A 23,656-nucleotide genomic window follows, 5' to 3' on the forward strand; every position below is an offset into this window, starting at 1 on the left:
GCCGGCGCACGGGGGGAACCATGAAATTCATCGACGACGAGATCGCGCATATCACGCGCGCAATGGCGCCCTCATTATCCGTTGGCAGGACTCCTGCGGTTTTTTCATTCGATTACTGGTACGAGCGCCTTTCGGCGCTGCTCGACCTCGCCCAGATCACGCCATCGCAGTTCCGTACCGTCGATGCGCTCATGGTCGACCTCGAAGCGCGTCAGGCTGTCATCGGCGCAAACGCGCGAGAAGCGCTGGCCGCGTGATTCATCGATTTTCGATTTGCTTTCGCGAGTGCCCTGTACCGCGAACTCCCGATTAACCTCGCCATGTCACCCGAGCATGGATTAGCCCGCGCAAGCGGGCTTTTTTCTGCTTTTCAGGGAGCCGCTCGTCACCAGCCTCTCCCGGGCAAAAAAGGGCCGATCCGCGTCTGGTCTTGAAAACGCCGCTCACTCCCTGCATGTAAAGCCCACTTTTTTCGGAGATTCAGATCGTGGGCAGACGACCTTCCTTCATTGACGATCTGGCTCGCGGCGTCTCTCCCGACGGCGCGGGCCAGCGGGCCGGCATCGACGACGGCGCGCTCCTCGACGCCTATTCGCGTACCGTGATCGGCGCGCTGGAGCGCGTGCAGCCAGCCGTCGCGCACATCGCTGTCGAGCGCCGCGCATCGGGTCCAGCGAGCGCACGCGGCGGCAGCGGTTCGGGCTTCCTTTTCACGCCGGACGGCTACTTGCTGACAAACAGCCACGTGGTGCACGGCGCCAGCAAGCTGAGCGTGACGCTAGCGGACGGCTCCACGCAATCCGCCGATCTCGTCGGCGACGACCCCAGCACGGATCTCGCCGTGCTGCGTATCGGCGCGTCGGAGGCGCTGCCGCACGCGCAGCTCGGCGATTCGGCCGGCCTGCGCGTCGGGCAGATCGCGGTTGCCGTGGGCAGCCCGCTTGGTCTCGCGCAAACGGTCACGGCGGGCGTGGTGTCGGCGCTCGGCCGCTCGCTGCGCTCCGAATCCGGCCGCATGATCTACGACGTGATCCAGACCGATGCCGCGCTCAATCCCGGCAACTCGGGCGGTCCGCTCATCAATTCGGCGGGTCAGGTGATCGGTGTGAACACGGCGATCATTCCCGGCGCGCAGGCCATCTGCTTCGCCACCGCCATCGATACGGCAAAGTGGGTCATCACGCAGCTCTTCGCGCACGGACGCGTGCGCCGGGCCTACATCGGCATTGCGGGTACCACGGTGCCGATTGCGCGCAAGGTGCAGCGCTATTTCGAATTAAGCGCGATAAGCGGCGTGCGGGTGATGGAGATCGTCAAAGGCAGTCCCGCGGCGCTCGGCGGGCTGCGCGTGCACGACACGATCGTGACGATCGACGGCACGACGGTCGACGGTATCGACACGCTGCAGCGACTGTTCGATGTGTCGCGTATCGATCGTGAGGTGGAAATCGGTGTGGTCCGCTTGACGCAGCGGCTTAACCTGAAGGTGACGCCCGTCGAGCAGACGGGCTAAGTGGTTAAGCGGGGTTAAGCGGCGCTGCATGAATTACCAGCCACCACCGGGCTGTGCATATACCGGCTGCTGACCATAGTAGCCAGGCTGCTCGTAACCGTCCTGATATTGCGGCGGCGGTGCGGGCTGCGCAGGCGCGCAGGGCACGTACCGGCCGGAGTATTGGTCGTAGCACGCCGCGCCAGCGGGGGCGGCGGCATAAACCGGCGCGGGCTGCGCATAAACGGGCTGAGCCGGATACGCCACCGCAGGCCCGCTATTGAGCACGGCGCCCACCGCAGCGCCAATCAAGGCGCCACCCACCAGCGCACCCACCACGTCACCACCGTGATCGTGCGCGCTCGCGGGGCCTGCCGCCACTGCACATCCCGCCAGCACCAATATGGCTGCCATCTTTCGCATGTCGTTCTCCTTGAGAACCTTTGAAAACATGCGGCCGATTGTCGGCGCGATTGCCGGATACAGGTGCTGCAAGTGGTAACGACGAATTACGGCAGGCAGCGGCTTGCTGCGCGCTCTCGCTTAATGATGCAGGAAGCTGCGCAGCGGATGACGCCAGTCCATATGATGTCCGTCTCCCGCTTCTACGCGCTGTCGATGCTCCTCGAGGATTTCGTCGGAAAACAGGAAGACGACAATGACGAGGGGAATCACCAGAAACGCGCCCAGTATTACGTGTTCGATCACGATTACCTCCTGGCTGTCAAGCGGTTTGCAAGTGCATTGTAGCTGGGACGCGACAGTTTGCCCATCCATCACGCACTCAAGCTCGAAAACAATGTTCGCCAACCACCACAAGCCACGCTGAGCAGCTTACGTGCCCGGTTCGCGCATCCCGCGATGCGCCTCCCTGGCCGTCGTCATCGACGTAATTAAGGCGCCTAGCTCGCCGACTTTCGCCACGCCGCCGCGAAGAGCCCCGCGCCGATGAGCAGCGTGCCCCCCGTGCGATTGATCGCGCGCTGCGCGCGCGGGCTGCGCACGACCTTGCGCGCGGCCGCTGCAAGGAGCGCGTAGGCGAAGGCGTTGAGCGTCGCGAGCATGAGGAAGGTGGCTTCGAACACGACGATCTGCGGCGTCATGCCCATATGCGGATCGATGAACTGCGGCACGAAGGCGACGAAGAAAATGATGCTCTTCGGGTTGAGCGCGGTGACCGCATAGGCATGCGCGAAGATGCGGCCGGTGCGCGTCTCCGAGGTGTCCGGCGCGTCGCCTTCGCCAACGGGCGCGCGCCAGAGCTTCACGCCCAGATAGATCAGGTAAGCCGCGCCAACCCATTTCAGCACCGAGAACAGTGTGGCGGACGCCGCGAGGATCACGCCGAGCCCGAGCATGGATGCGGTCATCGCGGTGAAATCGCCGAGCGCGACACCGGCGGTGGTGGCGAGCGCATAGCGGCGGCCATGGCCAAGCGCATAGGAAACAACGAGCAGAACGGTCGGGCCTGGAATGGCGACGAGAATAGCCGATGCAATCGCGAACGGCAGCCAGTGAGCAAAAGTCATGGGGTTCCTCCATTGGGAAGCCCGATTTATCCACGAACTTTTGCAGGATGCAAGCGCGGCGCGCAGCTTGTTTTCGATATCGGGTGAAGCGCCCTGGCATCGATTTTATTCAGTCGCCAATCCATTAATGCGCTTGTTTCGTGACCACGCCGGAGCGAGCTTCGGTGCGTTGCGTCATCGGCAGAACTGCCCGTTGATTCACGGTTTAAATCCCAACCTGCTCACGTGCGTATGCCGGCTATAAACGAGGGCGGCTTGTCGGATATAGAGCGAGGCTTTGTAATCGATTCTTCGGAGTGCTCTTGAACGCTTACGGCGATCGCCGGCCCGTGTTGCAACCGCACACAAGTCGGGGTTGCAGTCTTTCAGGAGTTTTCTATGTTTAAAGACGCGGCTTCGGCATGAAAGTTAAATACATAGCTAACCTGAATAAAAAGCCGCAGGAGGCAATCATGAAAATGCTGTCCGGTATGGTCGTTGTGGCGGCAGGGCTGGCTTGCGCCGTTGCGGTTCAAGCCCAGGACGTCGGCGTGAAGCCGCAGCAAACGGTGCAACTCAAGCCGGGTTCCTATGGCTGCCTCACCAAGGACAAGCTCGACGCCGTCGCACTTCACGAGCAGGCGGGCGAGCATCAGCAGATGCAGGAATACTTCACAGGATTCCAGTGTCTGTCCACGCCCGACAACCAGTCGTTCCGTGTCGTACAGGTAGTGGGCCACGACGTCGAATTCGTCAACGCTGCGAACGGCGACGAGCAAGGCCTCTGGACCACGGATCGCTTCATCAAGCAATAAGGCCGCCCGCATCGGCCGCAGATGACGTAAAACAAAAACGCGCCCCTCGCCATATGGCCCGACGCACCCGCGCCGGGCCATCGTGTTTTGCGGGCGCACGGGCGCGTCGTGATGCGACGGGTCGCGCGCCGCTGTCAAACCGCCGTCATTTTCTCCTCACACCATCCGCATTGCGCCGCGCGCCCGTCACACGCGCGGCGCGTCAACTCGACTGGCACATGGCTTGCTGGAAATTTCGCTATCATGTGCGGCTTTCGCGCGCCCGGAATTCGGTATGGCACTCAAATCGACCATTTACAAAGCAGAACTGCAGATCGCGGACATGGACCGGCATTACTACGCCGACCATTCGCTGACGATCGCGCGCCATCCGTCCGAGACCGATGACCGCATGATGGTTCGCATCGCGGCATTTGCGCTGTTCGCGGGCGAGCGGCTCGAATTCTGCAAGGGCCTTTCCGATACCGACGAACCCGATCTCTGGTGCAAGGACTACACGGGCGCGATCGAAACGTGGATCGAGGTTGGCCAGCCCGACGAGCGCCGCATTGCCAAGGCGAGCGGCCGCGCGGGCGAAGTCGTCGTGATCGCCTACGGCGGCCGCACCTCCGACATCTGGTGGCAAGGCGTGCGCAACAAGGTGGAACGCCTGCGCAACGTCACCGTGTGGTCGCTGGGCGACGGCGTTGCCGCGTCGCTTGGCGCGCTGGCCGAGCGCACCATGCGTTTGCAATGCACGGTGCAGGACGGCGCAGCGTGGATCGGCAATGCGAGCGCCGAGCCCGTCGCAGTCGAATGGAGCGTCTTCAAGGCGCCCGAAAACGTGTGATAGCAGGGCCGCGCGCGTGCAGCGTTCAGGCGCGCGGTGGCCCCTTGAGTTCCACCATGTTGCCTTCGGGGTCGAACAGATACAGCGACGGCCCCAAACCCTCCGCCCCATAGCGCTCCACCGCCTTGCCGGGACGCGCTCCGTGCTGCGTCAGATGCGAGATAAGCGCGTCGGCGTCGAAGGGCTCCACGCGCAGGCAAAGATGATCCATGTTGCCGCTTGCGCCCGCAGGCGCCGCGTTAGCGCCCCGGTCGAGCGGGCCGCCGACCGTCACGAGGTCGATGAGCGAGCGTCCCGCGCGTAATTGCATGAGCCCGATGTCGCGCTGTTCGCGCTCCGGCTCGCAACCCAGCACCTCGCAATAGAAGCGCGTCATCGCGGCCATGTCGGCTGTTCGAATGACGACGTGATCGATCTCACGAATCTTGATCCGCATGGCGTTCTCGGGGTCGCGCAGGGCTTTCATGATGAACCCGTGGACGCGATGTTGCGCAGAAAGCGCGCATTCGGCGGAAAATCGAGGGTGGGGTGGAAAAACGCTGGACGAAAAAAAGCCCGCTGCTGTGAGCGGGCTTAATCCATATCAGGAGGAGACATGGAGGAGACAGGAACCACTATAGCGAGTCAGCTGACGCGACGCAACAACTTTTTAAGGGAAAACCCGCAAAGTTGCCATTTTGTCGCACGGGAAAACGGAAGGCGCCACCAGGGATTCACCGAACGTCATAGAAGTGCCAGATAAGGGCCGGCCCAATGACAGCGCAAGATCCGGCGCGCGACCGTCGGTACGCGAAGTTAGAGTAAGGGCCATACAGACAGGTACTTCAAGGAGCCCTCAAATGAGCGCCGTCCCGGAAATGAACCGAGCGATGAAACCCGCAAAACCCAAGGCAGCACCCGATAGCCGGTGGACGAACGAAGCCGAACGCTGGCAAGCCGTCACGTCGCGCGACGCCAGTGCCGACGGCGCGTTCTTCTATGCCGTGCGCACGACCGGCGTGTTTTGCCGCCCTTCGTGCGCCTCCCGGCAGCCGCGGCGCGAAAACATCGAGTTCTTCGGCCGCGCCGAGGACGCGCGCGCCGCCGGCTATCGCGAATGCAAGCGCTGCCGCCCCGGCGGCCTGCCGCGCGAGCTGGAAATCGTGCGGCGCGCCTGCGCGGCGCTCGACGCCGACCCGCAAGAGCGGCTCACGCTCGCGCAGTTGGGCCAAGCCGTGCATCTGAGCCCGTTTCACCTGCAGCGCCTTTTCAAGCGCGTGCTGGGCGTCTCCCCGCGCCAATATCAGGCGGCGCGGCGCGGAGCCGTGCTGCGCGACGCGCTCGGCGAGGGCGCCGACGTCACGCGAGCCAGTGCCGACGCCGGCTTCGGCTCGTCGTCGCGGCTCTATCACAGCGTGCCGGGCGAGCTGGGCATGGCGCCTTCCGCGTATCGGCGCAAGGGGGCGGGGCTGACGATCCGCTACGCCGTCACGCCCACACCGATCGGACTGGTGCTTATCGCGGCGACGGAAAAGGGCATCTGCAGAATCGCGTTCGGCGACGAAGCCGCGACGCTCACCGCCGCGCTCACGGCCGATTTCGCGAATGCCCGCTGCATCGAGGACGAAGCCGCGGTCGCGCCGTTCGCCGCGCAAATCGACGCCTATCTGCACGGCCGGCGCGAGCGTTTCGATCTGCCGCTGGACATCGCCGCGACGGCGTTCCAGCAGCGCGTCTGGGACGCGCTCCAGCGCATTCCCTATGGGCAGACACGCAGCTACACGCAGATCGCCGAAACGCTCGGCTCGCCGCGCGCGGTGCGCGCCGTAGCGAGCGCGTGCGCATCGAACCCGGTGGCGCTGGCCATTCCGTGCCATCGCGTCGTGCAGAAAGGCGGCTCGCTCGCGGGTTATCGCTGGGGCCTGGAGCGCAAGGCCGCGCTGATCGACGCCGAAGCGCGCGCGGGCGAGATCCGCGCGTCGCGTGGGGCGAAAGGCGGCGAAGAAAACGCGAAAGACGCGCGCTCGTCCCCGAACCGCGCCAACACGCCGGAGACCGCTGCTTGAGCGCCATCGCCCCGCAACCCGAAGCCCACAATGAGGCGCCGACACCAGGTGCCACGCGTGCCACGCTCGAACTGCCATTTCGCGCGCCCTACGACTGGCCACGCGTGCTGCGCTTCTTCGGCGGCCGCGCGACGCCGGGCGTCGAGGCGGTGGAGGACGGCGCGTGGCTGCGCGCGATCGACTTCAACGGCGCGAGCGGCACGCTCGCCGTGCGCCGCCACGCGCGCAGGCATTGTCTCGTCGTGCAGATCGACGGGCCCGTGAGCGCGCACGCGGCCGCGCTCGCCGCGCCGCTCTCGCGCATGTTCGACCTGCACGCCGATCCCGCCGCCGTCGCCGCGCATCTGCGCAGCGATCCGTGGCTCGCGCCGCTCGTCGCGGCCGTGCCGGGGCTGCGCGTACCCGGCGCGTGGTCGGGCTTCGAACTCGTGGTGCGGGCGATTGTTGGCCAGCAAGTCAGCGTGAAGGCGGCAACGACGATCATCGGGCGTCTTGTCGAGCGCGTGGGCAAGCGCATCGACGACCACGCGCACGCACGCACCGCGTGGCGTTTTCCCACACCCGCCGCGCTCGCCGCCGCCGATCTCGCGGGCATCGGCATGCCGGGCAAGCGCGTGGCTGCGCTGCAAGGCTTCGCGCAAGCCGTGGCGAGCGGCGCCGTGATCGTCGAACGCGACTACGCAGAAGAAGAACAGAGCAAGCTGCGCAGCAGGCGCCAAAGCAGACCAATCGACGCTATCCCCGACCTCGACGCGATGCGTGCCGCGCTGCTCGCATTGCCCGGCATCGGCCCGTGGACCGTGGAGTACGTCGCGATGCGCGCGTGGCGCGACGCGAACGCGTGGCCCGCGAGCGATCTCGTGCTCATGCAGGCCATCGCGGCGCGCGACCCGGCGCTCGTGCGCGCGGCCCAACAGCGCGCCCGCACCGACATGTGGAGCCCCTGGCGCGCGTACGCGGCCATGCATTTGTGGAACGAAATCGCCGATCGCGCGGGCGCGGCGCGCGGCGGCTAGCGCAACCGAAGGCAACGCAGGGAAGAGGGTGCCGCGCCGCGCGAAGCGCGTGGCGAGGCCAAAACCCGAGGCCAAAACCGCGCCCGAGGCAGGCCCAAGCAGGTCTTTCGGCGAGATGTTAAAGTGCCCGCTACCGAAAAGAATCCCGGCCGGCGAGCGCTCGCAGCACTGCGCCGCCGGCCCGAGCCCGACTTGCCTCAATGTCAGACACGACCTCTACACGCACGAACGACGTTCTCGCACAGCGCCTTTCCGTGCTGGGCGACGGGCCGCATCGCGACGCGCTCACGCGCGGTCTGCGCGGCATCGAGAAGGAAAGCCTTCGCGTGACGCGCGACGGCCGTCTCGCCATAACGCCGCACTCGCTGGCGCTCGGTTCCGCGCTCACGCATCCGTCGCTCACCACCGATTACTCCGAAGCGTTGATAGAGATCATCACGCCCGCCGAGCCCGATGCGTCGATCACGCTGGCGAAGCTCGACGAGCTGCATCGCTACGTCTACGCCGTACTCGCGCGCGACGGCGAAATGCTCTGGAACGAGTCGATGCCCGGTCTCTTGCCCGACACCGACGACGGCATTCCCATCGCGCGCTATGGCAACTCGAACATCGGCCGCCTCAAGTACGTGTACCGCATGGGCCTCGCGCTGCGCTACGGGCGCACGATGCAGTGCATCGCCGGCATTCACTACAACTATTCGCTGAGCGAGGAAGTGTGGCGCGTGCTGCACGCGCATCATCAGTCCACGGCCACGCTCACCGACTATCAGTCGGAGCGCTATCTCGCGCTGATCCGCAATTTCCGCCGCACGAGCTGGCTGCTCATGTACCTGTTCGGCGCTTCGCCCGCGCTCGATGCGCGCTTCCTGCGCGGCCGCGAGCACAAGCTCGAAGCGTTCGACGCCGACACGCTCTATCTGCCGTACGCCACGAGCCTGCGCATGAGCGATCTCGGCTACTCGAACACGACGGGCCAGTCCGCCTTGCGCGCCGACTACGACACGCTGGCAGGCTACCTCGACGCGCTCGCCCAGGCCGTGAGCCAGCCGTATCCGCCGTATGAGGCGATCGGCACGCACCGCGAAGGCGAGTGGGTGCAGATCAACACGAACGTATTGCAGATCGAAAACGAGTTCTATTCGACGATCCGCCCCAAGCGCGTGACGCATCCGGGCGAGCGTCCCCTGCATGCGCTCGCCGCGCGCGGCGTGCAGTACGTCGAAGTGCGCTGCATGGACATCGACCCGTTCGAGCCAACCGGCATCGCGCTCGAAACCGCAAGGTTTCTGGACGCCTATCTGCTCGCCTGCGCGCTCGACGACAGCCCCTTCCTGCCCGCCGAGGCCTACGCCGAATCGAACGAAAACTTCGGCCTCGTGACGAAAGAAGGGCGCCGACCCGGCCTCGTGCTCAAGCGCGAAGGAAAGGACGTGCCGATGCGCGCGTGGGCCGAAACGCTGTTCGAGAAGATCGGCCACGCGGCCGCCGTACTCGACGCCGCGCACGGCAGCGACGAACATGCGCGCTCGCTCGCGGCACAACGCGCGAAGCTGGCCGATCCGTCGCTCACATCATCGGCTCGCGTGCTGCAAACCATGCGCGATAACAAGCAGTCCTTCCTGCAATTTGCGCTCGCGCAAAGTGAGCGCCACGCCGCGCAGTTCCTCGCGCAGCCGCTCGACGCAGCGGCCACGGCTGAATTCGAAACGCTCGCGCGCGAGTCGCTCGCGGAGCAGGCGCAACTCGAGCGCGACGAAGTCGGATCGTTCGACTCGTTCGTCGCCGCGTATCGCGCTTATACGCTCAATCGCTTCAGCGTCTGAGTCCTGCACCCGGGGCCGTGGGGCCATCCGGGCCGCAGGACGCGCGGCGCACACACTCCATCGAGATTTGCCCCAGGCACCGCATTTGCTCGAAACGCCTGCGTGCAGATGCGGTCCAACCAGGGGCAGGCGTCGCGTTGCGGAACTGCGCGGAGGACGTCCGCGCCGTGCGAACGAAACTGACAACACCAAAAAGCACGGGCCGCGCGCCATGCGGCTCACTCTGGGAGGAATCCACGCGATGAAACGAACTCTTGCGATCCTGCTCTGCGCGACGGCTGCGGCCTGCGCGTCGCGCGGGCAAGTCAATCCCGACGTCATGCAGATCGCGACCGCGCCGCTTACGTGCTCAGACCAGGCGCAATGCGATCTCTGGTGGCAGCGCGCGCAAGGCTGGGTGCGCAGTCATTCGAAGTACGAATTGCAGACCGTCACCGACACGCTGATCCAGACGTCGGGCCCGGGCGGCGGCCGGCGCCTGCTCGCCTATGAAATCACGAAGTCCGCCAACGCCGATGGCACGGCCACGATCGGCTTTGCCGCGCACTGCGACAGCTCGCTCGGCTGCAAGCCCAACCCCTGGTCGGCGGGCGCGGCGTTCAAGCAGTACGTTCGCACGGGCGTCGATGCGCCCATCCCCGGCGACACGACTACAGGCGCTGGCGGCGACACGGCTGGCGTAAGCGGCGCGGCAGTGGCCGAGCCGGCTTCGAGCGCGCATTGATCGCGGCGCCCTGAACCCCTGGATCTTTGAACCTCTGACCTTTGACCTTTAGGCCGTCGCCGCACATCGCTCTGACCGCGCTGGCATGCCTGGCGCTGGCGCGCGTTCAGAGCGGCGGCTTGCGAATAACGACCTTCGAGTGACTTATATTGCCGATTTAGGCATTGTCTGATTGAGGGAGTGATTGGGGAACCCGTATCTTGGGCTGGTTTCGGCCTGTGTGGTCCGGGCCGTTCATCCTCAACCAACAACTCAAATCGACAATGAAACTGCGCCTTCTGTCCGCCAGTGTCGCGGCTGTAGTAATCGTCGCCGCCGCGGGCTGTACCACCGCCTCGGGCCCCGCTCACAATCTCGACGTCGTCACGCTGGCTAACGGCTCGCAAGCGTATCGCGTGCAATGCCTCGGCTTGCTCGAAACCTCCAAGACCTGTATGGCCAAGGTCAACGAGATATGCGGCAGCAAGACGCCGCTGCGCGTCTCGTCGGTGGATCGGGCCGCTTCCGGGTTCAAGCCGGAAGACGATCCGCGTGAAATCACGTTCATCTGCCAGACGCCGCAGCCGCCGGCGCCGCCGCCCGCGGCCGTCCAGCCGCCGCCTCCGCCGCCCGTCGCTCTTCAGCCGCGCACGATCACGCTGAACGCCGACGCCAACTTCGCGTTCGACAAGGCCGATCTGCTGCCGGCAGGCAAGCAGTCGCTCGACCAGTTCGTCCGTGAAAGCGACGGCGTGAACATCGGTACCGTCGTAATCGACGGCCATACCGACTCGGTCGGCTCGAAGGCGTATAACGATCGCCTCTCGCTGCGCCGCGCTCAGGCCGTTCGCAACTATCTCCAGTCGCGCGGCCTCCACGCCGGCCAGTACGAAGTGCACGGTTATGGCTTCTCGAAGCCCGTCGCGTCGAATTCCACGGCTGAGGGCCGTGCGAAGAACCGTCGCGTCGAGATCGAAACGAGCGGTATCACGCAGCGCCAATAAGCAGCGTTAATCACGCAGCGCGCAACGCGCACCCGGTCGCCCGCGGCTTTGCCAGGGCGGCCTTTTCGCGGGACCGTTAATGACCCATTGACGGTCCCGCGCCTTTTTTCGGCTTCGTCACCCACACCAGCAACGCCAGCGCGACGAACATCACGCAGGAAATGCGGAAAAAGTCGTTGGTGGCCATCATGTAGCCCTGCGCGGTGACAACCTCATTGAGCCTGGCGGTCAGGCTTTCACCTGTGAGACCGAGGCTCGACAGCGCGTCCTTATAGGCAATGGTATTCGGCGAATACTGGCTCACCGATTCCGACAGCACCGCATGGTGATAGATCGCGGCGTCCTCCCAGAACGTCGTGCTCACCGCCGTGCCGATCGCACCTGAAAGCGTGCGCAGAAAGTTCGAGAGGCCCGAGGCGCTCGCGAGCCGCTCGTCGGGAATGCTCGAAAGCGTGATGGTCGTCATCGGCACGAAGAAGCAGGCCACGCCGATACCCTGCACGAGACGCGGCAGGATCACATGGTTGAACGGCACGTCGAGCGTGAACGTCGAGTTCCAGAGCGAGACGATCGCGAACACCACGAACGCGAAGCTCGCGACCATGCGCAAATCGAGCCGGTGCATGTTGCGCCCGATGAGCGGCGAAAGCACGAGCGCGAGCAGACCCACTGGCGCGGTGGCCAGGCCCGCGAGTCCCGCCGTATAGCCCATGACCGTCTGCAGCCAGAGCGGGAAGATCACCACCGAGCCGAAGAAAGCCATGAAGCCGAACGAGATGATCATCGCGCCCAGTGCGAAATTGCGGTCGCGAAAGAGCGACAGGTCGACTACGGGATCCTTTTCCGTCGCCTCCCAAGCCAGCATGAATGCGAGCGCAACCACGGCGATGATGGCGAGCGTGACGATGAACGTCGAGTTGAACCAGTCGCGGTCCTTGCCGAGGTCGAGCACCATCTGCAGGCACGACACACCGATCACGAGGAGCGCGAGGCCCACGGCGTCGATGCGCTGCTTCGTCGTCTTCGTCTCGCGTCCACGCAGCAGCAGATACGCGCAGATGCCCGAAAAAAGACCAATCGGCACGTTGATGTAGAAGATCCACGGCCACGTGTAGTTGTCGGTGATCCAGCCGCCCATCACCGGTCCGAAGATGGGCGCGACGATCACGGTCATCGCCCAGAGCCCGAGTGCGAGCCCGCGCTTGGCGATCGGGTAGGAGCGCATGAGGATGGTCTGCGAAAGCGGAACCATCGGCCCGGAAACGAGCCCTTGCACGAGGCGGAACGCAATGAGCATCTCGAAGTTCGTCGCGAAGCCGCACGCCGCCGAGGCCAGCGTGAACAGCAGCACCGAGAGCGTGAAGAGGCGCACTTCGCCCACGCGGCGGGCGAGCCATCCGGTGAGCGGCACGGCAATCGCGGACGCCACCGAATACGACGAGATCACCCACGTGCCTTCGCTGTTGGCGACGCCCAGGTTGCCGGAGATGGTCGGCACCGCCACGTTCGCGATGGAGGTGTCGAGCACTTCCATGAAAGTCCCGAGCGCGAGCCCGACTGTGAGGAGCGCAAGGGTGCCGCCGGAGAACGGTGCGGGTTCGGCCTGCGCGGGCACCGCGGGAGAAGCTGCCATGTTCCGTGTCCTTAAAGGGTTGGCCTTTGTCGATGCACACTGGCCATTTCATGTCTGTGCACTTTCTGCCCAGACAGTGATTTATTCGAAATACGTTCGGTGCTGTGGAGCGCCGCGGTTCTAGACGTCGTCTTCCTGCGCCGGCGGTTCGGAGTCGGTGGCGTCGGGTTCCATCGATCCGCACAGCGGCGTGGTCGAGCCGTCATTGGCAATAAAGCGCTGAAGCAAATGAACGAGCGTCGCGACTTCGTCGGGTGTGAAGCCGCGTAACTGCTCGGACATCTCCGCGGCGATCAGGTCGGGCAACTGCTGCGCCGCCGCGCGTCCCTGATCCGTCAGCGCGAGTTCCACGACCCGGCGGTCCGCCTGGCTGCGCCGCCGCTCCAGAAAGCCCTTCTTCTCCAGCCGGTCGAGCATCCGCGTCATGGAGCCGGTGTCGTACGAGAGAGCGCGCGACATCTCGTTCGGCGTGCTCGCGCGCTCGAACCACAACAACAGGATCACCCCGATTTGCGACGATGTAAGTCCGAGCGGCGCGACCGCACGGTCGATACGTCCGGCCAGCACGTTACGCGCGGTCGAAAGGAAATAGCCGAGACTTGGCTCGACGCCCAGCCTGGCCGGGACGAAAGGACCATCGCTCATGGCAGTGCGCTTTTCAGCATCTCAAAAGACGAACGGATTATAGCGGGATCGTTCGCTGCTCAGGCAGATAAATCTGCCGGGCGCCCGCAACGCTCCTGCTGCTCTGGGCTGCGCGTAAAAACAACAGTTGCGTTGATGCGCTGCAAAGTATGTTGTGATTTGATTGCATAGTCAATATTATGATAGGCAACCAGTTTCACTTTTCTACATTCACCCTTTTGGGCATCATGCTTTACCTGATCAACGCGCTTGGCGGCCTGGGCCGCTCCTTAACCGACTCGGCTCGCCTCGCTTTCGCGAACGCCAGCGCGGGTTCGAGGTGGGAGCGCTGGCGCAAGCTCGCGTTGTACGCGGCCATGTTTGCGCTGCCGGGCGGCTCGATCGCCGTCGTGGCCATGGTGTGGGCGCGGCGCCGCCGTAACGACGCGTAACCTGCGCGCGTCACTCCGTAACACCCGCCAACCCTTCCAACGCGTAAGCTTTCGGATTCCGCGTAATGGCCAGCGCGTGCGCTACCATTGCCGCAACGCGACAACCCCGTGCGCGCCCGGCCGCCTGAGCGCGCGCCGGTTGCATCGACAGGAATCCTTGCATGCCTTGCCGTTTTGTCCGTCCCGGCGCCTCCGTTGGATCCGCAGGGTCCGGGGCGCGCCGCGCGCCCACGCCGCTCTCCATGTTGGCGCTGTGCGCCGCCGCCGCGCTCGCCTTCCAGTTGACAGGCTGCGCCGTCGGCCCCGACTATCACCGGCCGTCCGCCGCCGTGCCCGCCTCGTTCAAGGAAGCGCCCGAGGGCTGGAAGGTCGCGCAGCCCGCCGATACCGCCGATCGCGGCGCCTGGTGGCTGATCTACGACGACGCGCCGCTCAACGCGCTGATGGATCAGCTCAACACGAGCAACCAGACGGTCGCGCAATATGCCGCCGCCTTCCGCCAGGCGCGCGCGCTCGTGGGCGAGGCGCGGGCCGCGTACTTCCCCGTGATCAGCGGTTCCTTCTCGGGCACGCGCTCGCACACGCCTACGCGCGTGGCCAATTCGAGCGGCGGATTATCGAGCGGCAGCATCACCAACAACATCAACCTGGGGCTCGACGCCACCTGGGAGCCCGACCTGTGGGGCAAGGTGAGCCGCACAGTCAGTTCGCAGGAGGCGAGCCAGCAGGGCGCCGCCGCCGATCTCGCGAATGCGCGTCTGTCGGCCCAGGCCACGCTCGCGCAGACCTACTTCACGCTGCGCTCGCTCGACGCGCAGCAGAAGCTGCTCGACGACACGGTCGCGGCGTACCAGAAGTCGCTGCAACTCACGCAGAATCAGTACGCCCAGGGCGTAGCGGGCCGCGCCGACGTGATTCAGGCGCAAACGCAACTGCAATCCGCCCAGGCTTCCGCAATCGACAACGGCGTGGCGCGCGCCCAGGACGAGCACGCGATCGCGGTGCTGGTCGGCCAGCCCGCCTCCACGTTCTCGATTCCGCCGTCGCCGCTCGCGGCCACGCCGCCCACAGTGCCGCTCGCCATGCCTTCGGCGTTGCTCGAACGCCGGCCCGATATCGCGTCGGCCGAGCGCAAGGCGGCGTCGGCCAACGAGCAGATCGGCGTCGCCATCGCGGCGTACTTCCCGGCGCTCACGCTTTCCGCGAGCGGCGGCTTCGAAAGCTCGGTGATGTCGCAGTTGTTGCAGATGCCGTCGCGTTTCTGGACGCTCGGGCCGTCGCTGGCCGGCACGATCTTCGACGCCGGTTTGCGCCACGCGCAGACCGAAGCCGCGCGCGCCGCCTACGACCAGCAGGTCGCCACCTACCGTCAAACGGTGCTAGCCGCGTTCCAGGACGTGGAGGACAATCTCGCGTCGCAGCGCATCCTGGGGCAAGAGGTCGTGGTGCAGCAGCAGGCGGTGGATTCGGCGCAACATGCGCTCGCGATCGTCACGAACGAGTACAAGGCGGGCACGACCGACTTCCAGAACGTGCTTTCCGCGCAGGCCACGGCCTTTACCGCCCAGCAAAAGCTCGTGAGCATCGGCGGGCAGCGCATGGTGTCGTCGGTGGGACTCGTGAAGGCGCTGGGCGGCGGCTGGGATGCCTCGCAGATGGATCGCGAGACGGGCGGCGTCGCCGCGCCCGCGGCGGCTTCTGCGGCCTCCGCGCCGGCGGCCGTTGCGGCCACCGCAACGGGCGCGCAGTCGCAGTAATGCATACGCGCGCGCAAGCGGGCGCGCGCTCAAACCCGGAACGTCAGCGCATGAAGGTCAGCGCCACGGTTCCCGGCCCGACCGGCCGGCCCAGCAGATTCAACAGGCCGGCCAGGTTGTCGCGCTGATCCGGCGTCGCGCTCGCGGTCCCCTGGAACGACGCGGACTCGCGCGAGAACGAGCCGCGCCCCTCGAGCATCAGCGGTCCTTTTTGCGTCGACAGATCGAGCGTCGACGTCGCCCCCTGCGCCTGCACCACTACCTGATACGTGCCGAGCGGCTTCACGAGCGAAACGCGCGAACTCATGTCCGCGAGCGAGACGGTTAGTCGTCCGAACGCATCCGTGCCGAACGTGCGCCACGGACTCCACGAAAGCCGCACCTTGCCGTCCAGATCGAGCGTGTTGAACGGCGCGCCGAGACCCGCGAGCAGCGATGCCGGCACGGCGATCGCGCCTGCGCTTACATTCGCGCCGCGCAACGACGCATCGACCGTCACGGCGTCGGGCATCGCCTCGGTTTGCAGCATTTCCATGCGTACACGCGCGACGAACAGCGGCCAGAACGCCGTGCGCCAGACGATGCGCCCCGGCAGCAGCGTCGCGCCGCGCGCGTCCTGGCCCGCGGCGAGCATCAGCGTCGCGGAGCCGTGCCAGAGCGAGCCTTCGGGGTCGATCAGATTTACGTGCCCTTGAGTCGCGCGCGCGAATTGCGGCGCGATCCACGCGGCAGGCAGCCGGGCGAGCAGCACGACCGCGATCGACAGCACACCCACGATCAACCAGGGCAACGCGGCGAGCAGCCGCCGCATCCAGTAACTCATTGCGTATTTCTCCGGCGCTTCCTGACGCGCGCTTTTTCTTTTAATGCGTTGTTAACGCGTATTCGCCGGTTGCAGCGAGGCGGTGAGATCGACCTGGCCATCGGTCTTCAGCGCGGTGATGTGCGCCTCGACCACCTGCACCTTGAACTGCTTGCGCACGTCGTCGACCCACGCGGCCCACGCCGGAAACGACGCATTCTTCATCTGCACCTGAACCGTCGTGCCGATTAGCTGAATCTGCGCGCCCGCGAGCGCATGATCGGCCAGCGAAGCGGCGATCGCGTCCTTGAGCGCCTGGCCGCCCGGCGCCACGCTCGCCGCCGCGCCCGCAAGCGAGCGCGCCTCGTCGGCCTCGGCCGTCATCAGCGCGAGTTCGCGCTGCATGCCGGGCAGGCTCTCGCGCAGGCGCGCGCGGCCGTCGGCGGCCGGCTGCCACAGCACCGACCAGACGATCGCCAGCGCGAGCACCGCGCCGCCCCATGTGAGCAGCGTTTTTTCGCGCGTCGTGCGCGCCTCCCAGAAGTTCGCCCAGGCCTCGGCCCATGCGCCGCTCGTAGCCGTTGTCTTCACGATGCGCTCCTGATAGTCCATTTACCCGTGCTGGTATCCGCCGTGCCCGCAAGGCCGTTGGCCGCGAGGCGTTTGGCGAGATCGGCGTCGACGTCGACGCCTGGCTTGAAGGTCACTTCCAGACGCCGGTCGTGATAGTCGAGCGCCGCAATGCCGTTCGCGGGCACCGGGCCGAGCGAGCGGGCGAAGCCGTCGGAGAGCGCGAGGAAGTCGTCGGGCGAGGGCTCGCCCGCGGCCAGGCGCAACTGCTGCAACTGGCGCGCCATCTGCCCGGCGGGGTCGAGTACGACGGTCGTTTTCGGGAACGCGTTGAGGAGCAGTTCGGTCATCTGCGCGCTGATGGCGTCGCGCTGGCGCGCCATCATGAGCCACTGGATATTCGCGCCGACGACCGCCACGACGAGCGACGCCGCCACGAGCACGATCGGCACGCGCAGACGACGCAGCGTCGCGCGGTCGAGCCGCCACGGCTGCGAGGCGAATTCGAACTGGCACAGGTCGAAGCGGCACGCGAGCGCGCGGCGCGCGAGCGCTTCGAACGTGAGCGTCTGCGCACCGGGCAACGCGGCGGCCAGCGACGCGCGTGCGGCAGCGCTCGCCGGCTCGCCCGGAAGATTGGCGAGCACATAGCCCGAAACCGGCGCGTCGCCCGCGAGCGCCGCCACGGTGGGGGCCACGCTTGCGGCAGGCACCGCGAAGCCCTCGGCAAGCGCGCCGCGCACGATCGCGAGTTCGAGCGGCGCTTGCCCCACGGCGGCCGCCGGCTCCAGGGCGACGCCAGGCAGCAGCGCCGGGGCGGTCGAGACGACATGGCCCAGCACGCACGCGGTCACGGGTTCGAGTGCTGGCGTGGCGGACTTTGCGACACCGGGCGCGGCGCCCGGCTCTGCAGGCTCAGTCAGCGGAATTTCGTGAGCCGCCTCAACCGTCTGAGCGGCAGGCAGACAGCGCGCCACCGGCACGGCGCGCAGATTGCGGTGCCCCGCGGCGGCAAAGCCTTCCAGGAGGAAGCGGAACCAGCCGCGATCGATGGCCGCCACGACCTGGCGTCCGTCGGCCAGACGCTTCGGGTCGAGCGCGAGATGGCAAGTCTGCGCGTCCTGGATCAGATGATCCTCGACCACATTCGGCAGCGCCTGACGCAGCCGCGGGCCTCTGAGCGGCGGCACGGCGGCGGCGAGCATGAGCAGGTCGCGCGCGGCGATCAGCAGGATGGTGGTCGAAGCCTTCGGCAGCAGCCCGAGCGCGGAGCGGCCCGCGCGCTGCGTGTTGCCCGTCTTGTCGAGCAGCACGAAGGGCAGTTCCGGCAGTTGCCATTCCTGCGAGTGGACCGCCGGGTCGCGGGGCGGCATGAGAACGATCAGCGTGCTCAAACGCACCTCTTTTCGATGTGGATCGGGGACGGATTCATGGTTCGTCGCTCACGCGCACGATGCGCGTCGAATGGGTGAGCGGATCGCGCCAGACAAGCGTGGTGCGGTCCACCTCGGCGCGCTCGTGCTGCACGCGCCCATGTACCAGAAAATAACTCGTGTTGACGTCGATCTGCGTGGTGTCGATCGAGACCTGCTTCACGCCCACGCCTTCGAGCGCGAGCTGCACGTCGCCCACGTTGCGGAAAAAAACGTTCTGTCGATGTGCGACGAGGGCCTGCGCGCTCGACAGGCTCATGCCCGTCACGACGGAGGCGATCACCTCGGCGCTCGCCGTGTTCATGTTCACGGGCGTCACGGTGGGGAGCACCGTCACGAACGGGCGCAGGCGCGCGACGGTGTCGGGCGTGAAGCCGGGCACGTCGAGGAGCGAATCGACGCTCGTCATCAGAAGCGGGGCGACGCCACTGTTGTTGTCGGAATCGGCGAGACCGGGATTGTCGGTGTAGTTGCCGCCGCCCGTCGTTCCGCCGCCTGCGAGCGCCTCCGTTGGCGAACTCGTGTTCGTCGTCGCGGTTTGCGTCTGGAAGCGCGTTGCCGAGTAACTGAGACCCGAGCGCAGGTACACGGCGGTGTTCTTCGCGAGCGACTGGTCGATGCCGAGAATCTGCAACAGGCGCGCAAACGCTTCGATCTCCGTAAGATTCAGTTGCAGCGAGCCGGGCGCGCTGGTCGCCACGAGATCGCGCAGATTGAAGCGCGCCTGAGCGTCTTCGATCGAGCCCGAGAGCCAGGTGTCCGCGCCCTGTTGCGCGCGCGCCTCGCCGATCTGGCCGAGAAAGTCGGACAGGCGCGTTCTCGCGAGGGGCACGCCCCACGCGCCGCCAAGATAGGTGATGCCCGCCGACGTGTCCGCTTCGGAGCGCAGCACGAGGCGCGTCCAGTCGAGCGAGGCGCGCGAGATCCACTGCGCCTGCGCGAGCAGCCGCTGGTTCTCGATGCGCCGCAATTGCACCTGCTGGCGCCACAACATGCCCGAAACAAGGATCGCCGAAAGCGCAACGACAAGCAGCGCGCTGATGATGGCCGCGCCGCGCCGCGCACGCGGGGAGCGGCGGCGTGCGAATGGCCCGGTGGAGGTTCGTTGTGCGCGCAACGTCATTCTCCCACCAGGAAAACGCGGGTCACCGGCTGCTCGAGCGAATGCGAGCCCACGCTCACCTGCACGCCCGTCACCGAGCGCGGCAGCGGCGCGTTGCCGAGTTGCGGCACCTTGAGATCGTTGTTGTTGCCCGCTATCTGCGAGCGCACGTCCGCCATGTTCGCCGTCCAGCCGGTTTTCGGCACGTAGAGGCGCGCGTTGATGGCGCTCACGCCGCTCATCATCGGCAGCGCGGCCCAGTTGCCGCCTTCGCCGCCGCGCAGCGCTCGCCGCAGTTCGCCGAGATTGGCAAGCGGCGGCGAGGCATAGCGCACCACCTGGCCGCCCGTCACGCGGTAACGCACCACTTGCAGGCGCGGCGCGGCGCCCGGCGGCACTGCGAACGCGCGCACGATCTGCAGCGCGCCGCCCTCGAGCGAGACGGCGACGCCGCCCGCTTCGTCGTCGGAGGCCGCTTCGCGCAAGTCGATGCGCATCTGGTCGAACATCTGCGCGAACACGCGCTCTTGCGCCATCGCGCGTGTGATGGTCTCGCGCCCGCGCACGATCTCGTCGAGGCCGCGCCACGAGAGAATCGCCACCACGGCCATGATGGCGATCGCCACGAGCAGCTCGATCAGCGTGAAGCCGCGCGCTGACGAGGCGGCGCGCACGCGGTCACAACGAGCGGTTCGTCTCATTGGCGAGCACCGTGACGAGTTGCGCGAGATTGCCGGCGCGGCCGGGCGTCGCCACCGACACCTCCACGCGCCGGAAGATGGGGTTGGGCGTCGCCGCGACGCGCTGCGTGCAGGTCAGCCGCAGATTGCCCTGCGAGCAGTCGAAGCGGCTCTCGCCGAGGTCCGGCCACGCGTGCACGAGACGCAGTTGCGCAAGCGCGTTGTCCGCGCTCCAGCCCGCGAGCAGGCGGTCGTGCAGATCGGATTCGCTCGCGGCGAGACTGCCCACGGCGCGCAGCGAAGCGGCAAGCGCAATCGCGATGATTGCGAGCGCAACCAATACTTCGATCATCGTGAAGCCGCGCCCACGCGCGCAATGAGCCTTATGAGCCGGACGAACGCATTGGCCGCGCTTTTGCGCGCGCATCGAAAACCGCATCTCAGCGCACCTCGAAACGGCCGGTGCCCGTGCCGACTATCGTCGCGCGGCCGGCTGCCGAGAAGAGCGTGACCTGCACGGGCACGTCCACGGCTTCCGTGCCGAAGATGAGCCGGTTGGCCTGCGTGTCGTCGCTGCCGGGGTAGGTGATCGCCACGCCGGTCACGCCGCCTTCCCACTGGCGCGGCCCGAGCAGATCGTCGCGCAGCGGGCGCCAGCCGTCCTCGGTATGCACGTCGAAGCGAAACCCGCCCGCGAGCGGCTGCCATGCGATGGGCCGCGCGCGCACCTGCGCCTCGTCGCCCGCCGATTCGAACAGGAGCGCGAGCCGCTGCGCCTCTTCGTTGAGGTCGGTGCGCGGATTGCGCGTGAGCGTGAGCGAGGCGAGCGAAATGAGAATCCCGGCGATCAGCAGCACCACGAGCATTTCGAGCAGCGTGAAGCCCGCCGCGCGCGAGCGCATGCGCGCGCTCGCGGTGCGCGGCGCCCGGCGGTCCCGGCAAGGGGAAAGGCGGCTCGGTTGCATGGATGCGTCGTGGCGGTGGACTTACTGCCAGGACCCTACGTCGGCGTCGTTGCCTTCACCGCCGGGTTTGCCGTCTGCGCCATAACTGAATACGTCGATCTCGCCGTGCACGCCCGGGTTCAGGTACTGATACGGATTGCCCCACGGGTCGTTGGGCAGGCGTTCCAGATAGCCGCCGTCCTTCCAGTTGTTCGGCACGGGGTCGGTGGTCGGCTTTTGCACGAGCGCCTGCAGCCCCTGGTCCTGAGTCGGATAGCGGCCGTTGTCGAGGCGATAGAGCTTCATCGCCTGCATGATCGTGCCGATGTCCTGGCGCGCGGCGACGCGGCGCGCTTCGTCGGGGCGGCTCATGATCTTCGGCACGATCAACGCGGCCAGAATGCCGAGAATCGCGATCACGACCATGATTTCGATGAGCGTGAAGCCGCGTTGGCGGCGCGCGCGCGCACCTTCACGCGTTGACTCGATTTCGGCGCGGCGCTGGGTCCACAATTTGGCCGACATGGGCATGAGTTCTTTCCTCCCTCGCTAGATATGGTTGCGGTGCACGCGAGTGCGCCGCGTTTCGTCCTGCCTGCAATCGGACCCGCCGCCTGAATCGGCCGGTCCTCGCACGCATGACGGGTCATTGTAATGTCACACGATGACGCCTTTCCGACGCCTTGCGGGCATGGCAAACGCGTACATCAAAATTTTCATAAACCTTCGTACAATGGGCGCATGAACCCACTGCAAATCCGCCTTCTTTCCCTCGCCGCGTTTGCGGTGTTCTGCGCCACGGCCACGTGGTGGACGATCACTCTCGCCGCGAACCGCGCGGCGCCGGTGCAGGCCGCCGCCGCCCAGCCGCCGGTCTCGCTCGACCAGGCCGGCACGCTGTTCGGCGGCAAGCTCGAACGCAACCCCGTGCAAGACATTCACCTCTTCGGCATCCTCGCGCTCGCGCAGGGCGCCGCGGCCATCGTGAGCGTGGGCGGCGAACCGCCGAGGGCCATCTCGCTCGGCGGCCCGCTCGACCAGAACTCGAAACTCTTCGAAGTGCGTCCCCGCTCGATCATCATCGACCGCCACGGCGCGCACTCCGAAATCTTCCTGCCGCCCAACGCCGCCGGTCCCACCATCTACGTGCGCTAGTTTCCGCGCGCTCAACCTCGCGCAGGTCGCAAACCTGTCCGGGCGCCTTACTGCACGAGGTTGTTCAGCTCGATGATCGGCAGCATCACCGCGAGCACGATCACGAGCACCACGCCGCCCATCGCCAGAATCAGCAGCGGTTCGAGCAGGCTCGTGAGGAACATCGTGCGCCGCTCGAGTTCGCGCGCCTCGCCTTCGGCCGCGCGGTCGAGCATGGTCGTGACGTCGCCGGTCGCCTCGCCCGAGCGGATCAGATGCACGAGCACGGGCGGAAACGTCTTCGTGTTGCCGAGCGCGCGAGAAAGCGACGTGCCTTCGCGCACGCGCACAATGGCATCGTCGATGTTCGTGCGCATCGCCTTGTTCGAGAGCGTTTCGCCCGCCGCCTGGAGCGCGCGCAGGATCGGCACGCCCGCCGCGCTCAGAATGCCGAGCGTGCTCGCGAAGCGCACGGTGTTGTAGCCGCGCACGAGCTTGCCCGCGAGCGGCGCGGTGAGCATCCAGCGGTCGAATGCGAGGCGCGGGCCGGGCCGGCGCAAGATCGAGCGCACGATCCACGCCGCCACGGCCACGGCGATCAGCACCGCCCACCACCACTGCCGCACGAACCCCGAGAGCGCCATCATCACGATGGTGAGGAAGGGCAGTTGCTGCTTGGTGCTCGCAAACACGTTCACCACTTGCGGCACCACATAGCTCAACAGGAACGTGACGATGCCGAACGCGATGATCGTGACGATCGTCGGGTACGTGAAGGCGAGCACGATCTTCTGCTTGAGCGCGTTGCGCTGCTCGATGTAGTCGGCCAGACGCGAAAGCACGATGCCGAGCTTGCCGGTGTGCTCGCCAGCGGCCACGAGCGCACGGTAGATGTCCGGAAAGTCGCGCGGATGCTGTTCGAGCGCGCTGGCAAGCGAATGGCCGCCGAGCACTTCGGCGCGAATCGCCGCCATCAGTTCGCGGATGTAGTCGCGCTCGGACTGCTCGGTGAGCACCGCGAGCGCCTCGCCGAGCGGCAGGCCCGCCACCAGCAGGCTCGCGAGCTGACGCGTGAGGATGGCCTGTTCGCGCTGCGAGAGCTTGCGCCCGAGCGCGAGCCGCTGCGCTCGCGCGCCGCGCGTGCGGCTCGCCGCGGGCTCGACCACGAGCGGCGTGAGGCCCTGGCCGCGCAGCAGCGCGCGCGCGCCGCGTGCGCTGTCGGCGTCGAGCACGCCTTTTTGCGCTTTGCCCGTGGCGTCGATGGCTTCGAAGCGAAATGCCGGCATGTTG

27 protein-coding genes are annotated in these 23,656 nt (G+C 66.5%); 12 read left to right on the plus strand and 15 right to left on the minus strand.

Annotated elements, in window-relative coordinates; genetic code table 11:
• The first annotated feature begins 20 nt into the window (after window positions 1-20).
• Together U5768_RS17010 and U5768_RS17015 are read left to right on the plus strand one after the other, a co-directional pair.
• A complete protein-coding gene (locus U5768_RS17010) occupies window positions 21-257 on the plus strand; it encodes a hypothetical protein (protein ID WP_322031570.1) in 237 nt (78 codons plus the stop codon).
• Between the two features lie 230 nt (window positions 258-487).
• A complete protein-coding gene (locus U5768_RS17015) occupies window positions 488-1,513 on the plus strand; it encodes a S1C family serine protease (protein WP_322031571.1) in 1,026 nt (341 codons plus the stop codon).
• Between the two features lie 33 nt (window positions 1,514-1,546).
• Here the strand turns inward: U5768_RS17015 and U5768_RS17020 are convergent, their stop codons facing one another.
• From U5768_RS17020 to U5768_RS17030, 3 genes are all read right to left on the minus strand, one after another.
• The gene (locus U5768_RS17020; RefSeq protein WP_322031572.1) at window positions 1,547-1,915 is read right to left on the minus strand and encodes an ecotin precursor; all 369 of its coding nucleotides are present in this window, start codon (window positions 1,913-1,915) and stop codon (window positions 1,547-1,549) included.
• 120 nt (window positions 1,916-2,035) lie between these two features.
• Window positions 2,036-2,200 (minus strand): hypothetical protein, encoded by a 165-nt coding sequence (locus U5768_RS17025; RefSeq protein ID WP_167334410.1) that lies wholly within the window; start codon window positions 2,198-2,200, stop codon window positions 2,036-2,038.
• A gap of 194 nt (window positions 2,201-2,394) precedes the next feature.
• Window positions 2,395-3,021, minus strand: coding sequence for a LysE family translocator (locus tag U5768_RS17030; RefSeq protein ID WP_322031573.1), 627 nt, complete (start codon window positions 3,019-3,021; stop codon window positions 2,395-2,397).
• Window positions 3,022-3,473: 452 nt separating this feature from the next.
• Between U5768_RS17030 and sap1 the strand changes: the two genes are divergently transcribed.
• Together sap1 and U5768_RS17040 are read left to right on the plus strand one after the other, a co-directional pair.
• On the plus strand, window positions 3,474-3,815 hold the full coding sequence (gene sap1, locus U5768_RS17035; protein WP_322031574.1) for a surface attachment protein Sap1: 342 nt from the start codon (window positions 3,474-3,476) through the stop codon (window positions 3,813-3,815).
• A 274-nt stretch (window positions 3,816-4,089) separates the two neighbouring features.
• On the plus strand, window positions 4,090-4,644 hold the full coding sequence (locus tag U5768_RS17040) for a YaeQ family protein (RefSeq protein ID WP_322031575.1): 555 nt from the start codon (window positions 4,090-4,092) through the stop codon (window positions 4,642-4,644).
• Between the two features lie 25 nt (window positions 4,645-4,669).
• Here the strand turns inward: U5768_RS17040 and U5768_RS17045 are convergent, their stop codons facing one another.
• Window positions 4,670-5,080: a VOC family protein gene (locus U5768_RS17045; RefSeq protein ID WP_322031770.1), complete on the minus strand. Its 411-nt coding sequence runs from the start codon at window positions 5,078-5,080 to the stop codon at window positions 4,670-4,672.
• A 421-nt stretch (window positions 5,081-5,501) separates the two neighbouring features.
• On the opposite strand from U5768_RS17045, the gene ada reads away from it, so the two are divergent.
• The 5 genes from ada to U5768_RS17070 all read left to right on the plus strand — a co-directional run bounded on the left by ada (window position 5,502) and on the right by U5768_RS17070 (window position 11,235).
• The gene (ada, locus tag U5768_RS17050) at window positions 5,502-6,689 is read left to right on the plus strand and encodes a bifunctional DNA-binding transcriptional regulator/O6-methylguanine-DNA methyltransferase Ada (protein WP_322031771.1); all 1,188 of its coding nucleotides are present in this window, start codon (window positions 5,502-5,504) and stop codon (window positions 6,687-6,689) included.
• 5 nt (window positions 6,690-6,694) lie between these two features.
• Entirely contained in the window at window positions 6,695-7,705 is a 1,011-nt protein-coding gene (locus U5768_RS17055; RefSeq protein ID WP_322031772.1) for a DNA-3-methyladenine glycosylase family protein, read from the plus strand.
• A gap of 200 nt (window positions 7,706-7,905) precedes the next feature.
• Complete coding sequence (gshA, locus tag U5768_RS17060) at window positions 7,906-9,528, plus strand: glutamate--cysteine ligase (protein ID WP_322031576.1); 1,623 nt, start codon at window positions 7,906-7,908, stop codon at window positions 9,526-9,528.
• A 241-nt stretch (window positions 9,529-9,769) separates the two neighbouring features.
• Window positions 9,770-10,252 carry a hypothetical protein gene (locus tag U5768_RS17065; protein WP_322031577.1) on the plus strand — a complete coding sequence of 161 codons (483 nt, stop codon included), beginning with the start codon at window positions 9,770-9,772 and terminating at the stop codon, window positions 10,250-10,252.
• 263 nt (window positions 10,253-10,515) lie between these two features.
• Window positions 10,516-11,235, plus strand: a complete 720-nt coding sequence (locus U5768_RS17070) for an OmpA family protein (RefSeq protein WP_322031578.1) — start codon at window positions 10,516-10,518, stop codon at window positions 11,233-11,235.
• A 76-nt stretch (window positions 11,236-11,311) separates the two neighbouring features.
• On the opposite strand, the gene U5768_RS17075 is transcribed toward U5768_RS17070, so the two are convergent.
• Both U5768_RS17075 and U5768_RS17080 read right to left on the minus strand, forming a co-directional pair.
• Complete coding sequence (locus U5768_RS17075) at window positions 11,312-12,868, minus strand: DHA2 family efflux MFS transporter permease subunit (RefSeq protein WP_322031579.1); 1,557 nt, start codon at window positions 12,866-12,868, stop codon at window positions 11,312-11,314.
• A 120-nt stretch (window positions 12,869-12,988) separates the two neighbouring features.
• Window positions 12,989-13,513: a MarR family transcriptional regulator gene (locus U5768_RS17080; RefSeq protein WP_322031580.1), complete on the minus strand. Its 525-nt coding sequence runs from the start codon at window positions 13,511-13,513 to the stop codon at window positions 12,989-12,991.
• 227 nt (window positions 13,514-13,740) lie between these two features.
• On the opposite strand from U5768_RS17080, the gene U5768_RS17085 reads away from it, so the two are divergent.
• Window positions 13,741-13,944 carry a hypothetical protein gene (locus U5768_RS17085; protein ID WP_322031787.1) on the plus strand — a complete coding sequence of 68 codons (204 nt, stop codon included), beginning with the start codon at window positions 13,741-13,743 and terminating at the stop codon, window positions 13,942-13,944.
• A 242-nt stretch (window positions 13,945-14,186) separates the two neighbouring features.
• Window positions 14,187-15,701, plus strand: a complete 1,515-nt coding sequence (locus U5768_RS17090; RefSeq protein ID WP_322031581.1) for an efflux transporter outer membrane subunit — start codon at window positions 14,187-14,189, stop codon at window positions 15,699-15,701.
• A gap of 43 nt (window positions 15,702-15,744) precedes the next feature.
• On the opposite strand, the gene U5768_RS17095 is transcribed toward U5768_RS17090, so the two are convergent.
• From U5768_RS17095 to gspG, 8 genes are read right to left on the minus strand one after another with little or no spacing between them, the layout of a single operon-like run.
• Window positions 15,745-16,524, minus strand: coding sequence for a type II secretion system protein N (locus U5768_RS17095; RefSeq protein ID WP_322031582.1), 780 nt, complete (start codon window positions 16,522-16,524; stop codon window positions 15,745-15,747).
• A gap of 51 nt (window positions 16,525-16,575) precedes the next feature.
• Window positions 16,576-17,115 carry a type II secretion system protein M gene (locus U5768_RS17100; protein WP_322031583.1) on the minus strand — a complete coding sequence of 180 codons (540 nt, stop codon included), beginning with the start codon at window positions 17,113-17,115 and terminating at the stop codon, window positions 16,576-16,578.
• A complete protein-coding gene (gspL, locus tag U5768_RS17105; RefSeq protein ID WP_322031584.1) occupies window positions 17,091-18,467 on the minus strand; it encodes a type II secretion system protein GspL in 1,377 nt (458 codons plus the stop codon). The genes U5768_RS17100 and gspL overlap by 25 nt, the downstream gene beginning before the upstream one ends.
• A 34-nt stretch (window positions 18,468-18,501) precedes the next feature.
• A complete protein-coding gene (gspK, locus tag U5768_RS17110) occupies window positions 18,502-19,629 on the minus strand; it encodes a type II secretion system minor pseudopilin GspK (RefSeq protein ID WP_322031585.1) in 1,128 nt (375 codons plus the stop codon).
• Complete coding sequence (locus U5768_RS17115; RefSeq protein ID WP_322031586.1) at window positions 19,626-20,309, minus strand: prepilin-type N-terminal cleavage/methylation domain-containing protein; 684 nt, start codon at window positions 20,307-20,309, stop codon at window positions 19,626-19,628. The genes gspK and U5768_RS17115 overlap by 4 nt, the downstream gene beginning before the upstream one ends.
• The gene (gene gspI / locus U5768_RS17120) at window positions 20,287-20,715 is read right to left on the minus strand and encodes a type II secretion system minor pseudopilin GspI (protein ID WP_322031773.1); all 429 of its coding nucleotides are present in this window, start codon (window positions 20,713-20,715) and stop codon (window positions 20,287-20,289) included. The genes U5768_RS17115 and gspI overlap by 23 nt, the downstream gene beginning before the upstream one ends.
• Before the next feature lie 13 nt (window positions 20,716-20,728).
• Window positions 20,729-21,253: a GspH/FimT family pseudopilin gene (locus tag U5768_RS17125; protein WP_322031587.1), complete on the minus strand. Its 525-nt coding sequence runs from the start codon at window positions 21,251-21,253 to the stop codon at window positions 20,729-20,731.
• A 21-nt stretch (window positions 21,254-21,274) separates the two neighbouring features.
• A complete protein-coding gene (gspG, locus tag U5768_RS17130) occupies window positions 21,275-21,757 on the minus strand; it encodes a type II secretion system major pseudopilin GspG (protein ID WP_322031588.1) in 483 nt (160 codons plus the stop codon).
• A gap of 216 nt (window positions 21,758-21,973) precedes the next feature.
• Between gspG and U5768_RS17135 the strand changes: the two genes are divergently transcribed.
• Window positions 21,974-22,387, plus strand: a complete 414-nt coding sequence (locus tag U5768_RS17135) for a hypothetical protein (protein WP_322031589.1) — start codon at window positions 21,974-21,976, stop codon at window positions 22,385-22,387.
• Window positions 22,388-22,434: 47 nt separating this feature from the next.
• Here the strand turns inward: U5768_RS17135 and gspF are convergent, their stop codons facing one another.
• On the minus strand, window positions 22,435-23,652 hold the full coding sequence (gene gspF / locus U5768_RS17140; RefSeq protein WP_322031590.1) for a type II secretion system inner membrane protein GspF: 1,218 nt from the start codon (window positions 23,650-23,652) through the stop codon (window positions 22,435-22,437).
• Window positions 23,653-23,656: the final 4 nt, after the last annotated feature.

Origin of the sequence: Paraburkholderia sp. J76 (assembly GCF_905220295.1) — a bacterium.
Classification (GTDB): Bacteria; Pseudomonadota; Gammaproteobacteria; order Burkholderiales; family Burkholderiaceae; genus Paraburkholderia.

Excerpts from the sequence above, each read along its gene's own strand:
- U5768_RS17030 (WP_322031573.1), bottom strand. The coding sequence starts at position 3,021 with ATGACTTTTGCTCACTGGCTGCCGTTCGCGATTGCATCGGCTATTCTC.
- gshA (WP_322031576.1), top strand. The coding sequence starts at position 7,906 with ATGTCAGACACGACCTCTACACGCACGAACGACGTTCTCGCACAGCGC.
- U5768_RS17045 (WP_322031770.1), bottom strand. The coding sequence starts at position 5,080 with ATGCGGATCAAGATTCGTGAGATCGATCACGTCGTCATTCGAACAGCC.
- gspG (WP_322031588.1), bottom strand. The coding sequence starts at position 21,757 with ATGTCGGCCAAATTGTGGACCCAGCGCCGCGCCGAAATCGAGTCAACG.
- U5768_RS17100 (WP_322031583.1), bottom strand. The coding sequence starts at position 17,115 with ATGGACTATCAGGAGCGCATCGTGAAGACAACGGCTACGAGCGGCGCA.
- U5768_RS17075 (WP_322031579.1), bottom strand. The coding sequence starts at position 12,868 with ATGGCAGCTTCTCCCGCGGTGCCCGCGCAGGCCGAACCCGCACCGTTC.
- sap1 (WP_322031574.1), top strand. The coding sequence starts at position 3,474 with ATGAAAATGCTGTCCGGTATGGTCGTTGTGGCGGCAGGGCTGGCTTGC.
- U5768_RS17135 (WP_322031589.1), top strand. The coding sequence starts at position 21,974 with ATGAACCCACTGCAAATCCGCCTTCTTTCCCTCGCCGCGTTTGCGGTG.
- U5768_RS17090 (WP_322031581.1), top strand. The coding sequence starts at position 14,187 with ATGTTGGCGCTGTGCGCCGCCGCCGCGCTCGCCTTCCAGTTGACAGGC.
- U5768_RS17095 (WP_322031582.1), bottom strand. The coding sequence starts at position 16,524 with ATGAGTTACTGGATGCGGCGGCTGCTCGCCGCGTTGCCCTGGTTGATC.
- U5768_RS17115 (WP_322031586.1), bottom strand. The coding sequence starts at position 20,309 with ATGAGACGAACCGCTCGTTGTGACCGCGTGCGCGCCGCCTCGTCAGCG.
- gspI (WP_322031773.1), bottom strand. The coding sequence starts at position 20,715 with ATGCGCGCGCAAAAGCGCGGCCAATGCGTTCGTCCGGCTCATAAGGCT.
- U5768_RS17125 (WP_322031587.1), bottom strand. The coding sequence starts at position 21,253 with ATGCAACCGAGCCGCCTTTCCCCTTGCCGGGACCGCCGGGCGCCGCGC.
- U5768_RS17010 (WP_322031570.1), top strand. The coding sequence starts at position 21 with ATGAAATTCATCGACGACGAGATCGCGCATATCACGCGCGCAATGGCG.
- U5768_RS17070 (WP_322031578.1), top strand. The coding sequence starts at position 10,516 with ATGAAACTGCGCCTTCTGTCCGCCAGTGTCGCGGCTGTAGTAATCGTC.
- gspF (WP_322031590.1), bottom strand. The coding sequence starts at position 23,652 with ATGCCGGCATTTCGCTTCGAAGCCATCGACGCCACGGGCAAAGCGCAA.
- gspK (WP_322031585.1), bottom strand. The coding sequence starts at position 19,629 with ATGACGTTGCGCGCACAACGAACCTCCACCGGGCCATTCGCACGCCGC.
- U5768_RS17085 (WP_322031787.1), top strand. The coding sequence starts at position 13,741 with ATGCTTTACCTGATCAACGCGCTTGGCGGCCTGGGCCGCTCCTTAACC.
- U5768_RS17080 (WP_322031580.1), bottom strand. The coding sequence starts at position 13,513 with ATGAGCGATGGTCCTTTCGTCCCGGCCAGGCTGGGCGTCGAGCCAAGT.
- U5768_RS17040 (WP_322031575.1), top strand. The coding sequence starts at position 4,090 with ATGGCACTCAAATCGACCATTTACAAAGCAGAACTGCAGATCGCGGAC.
- ada (WP_322031771.1), top strand. The coding sequence starts at position 5,502 with ATGAACCGAGCGATGAAACCCGCAAAACCCAAGGCAGCACCCGATAGC.
- U5768_RS17020 (WP_322031572.1), bottom strand. The coding sequence starts at position 1,915 with ATGCGAAAGATGGCAGCCATATTGGTGCTGGCGGGATGTGCAGTGGCG.
- U5768_RS17065 (WP_322031577.1), top strand. The coding sequence starts at position 9,770 with ATGAAACGAACTCTTGCGATCCTGCTCTGCGCGACGGCTGCGGCCTGC.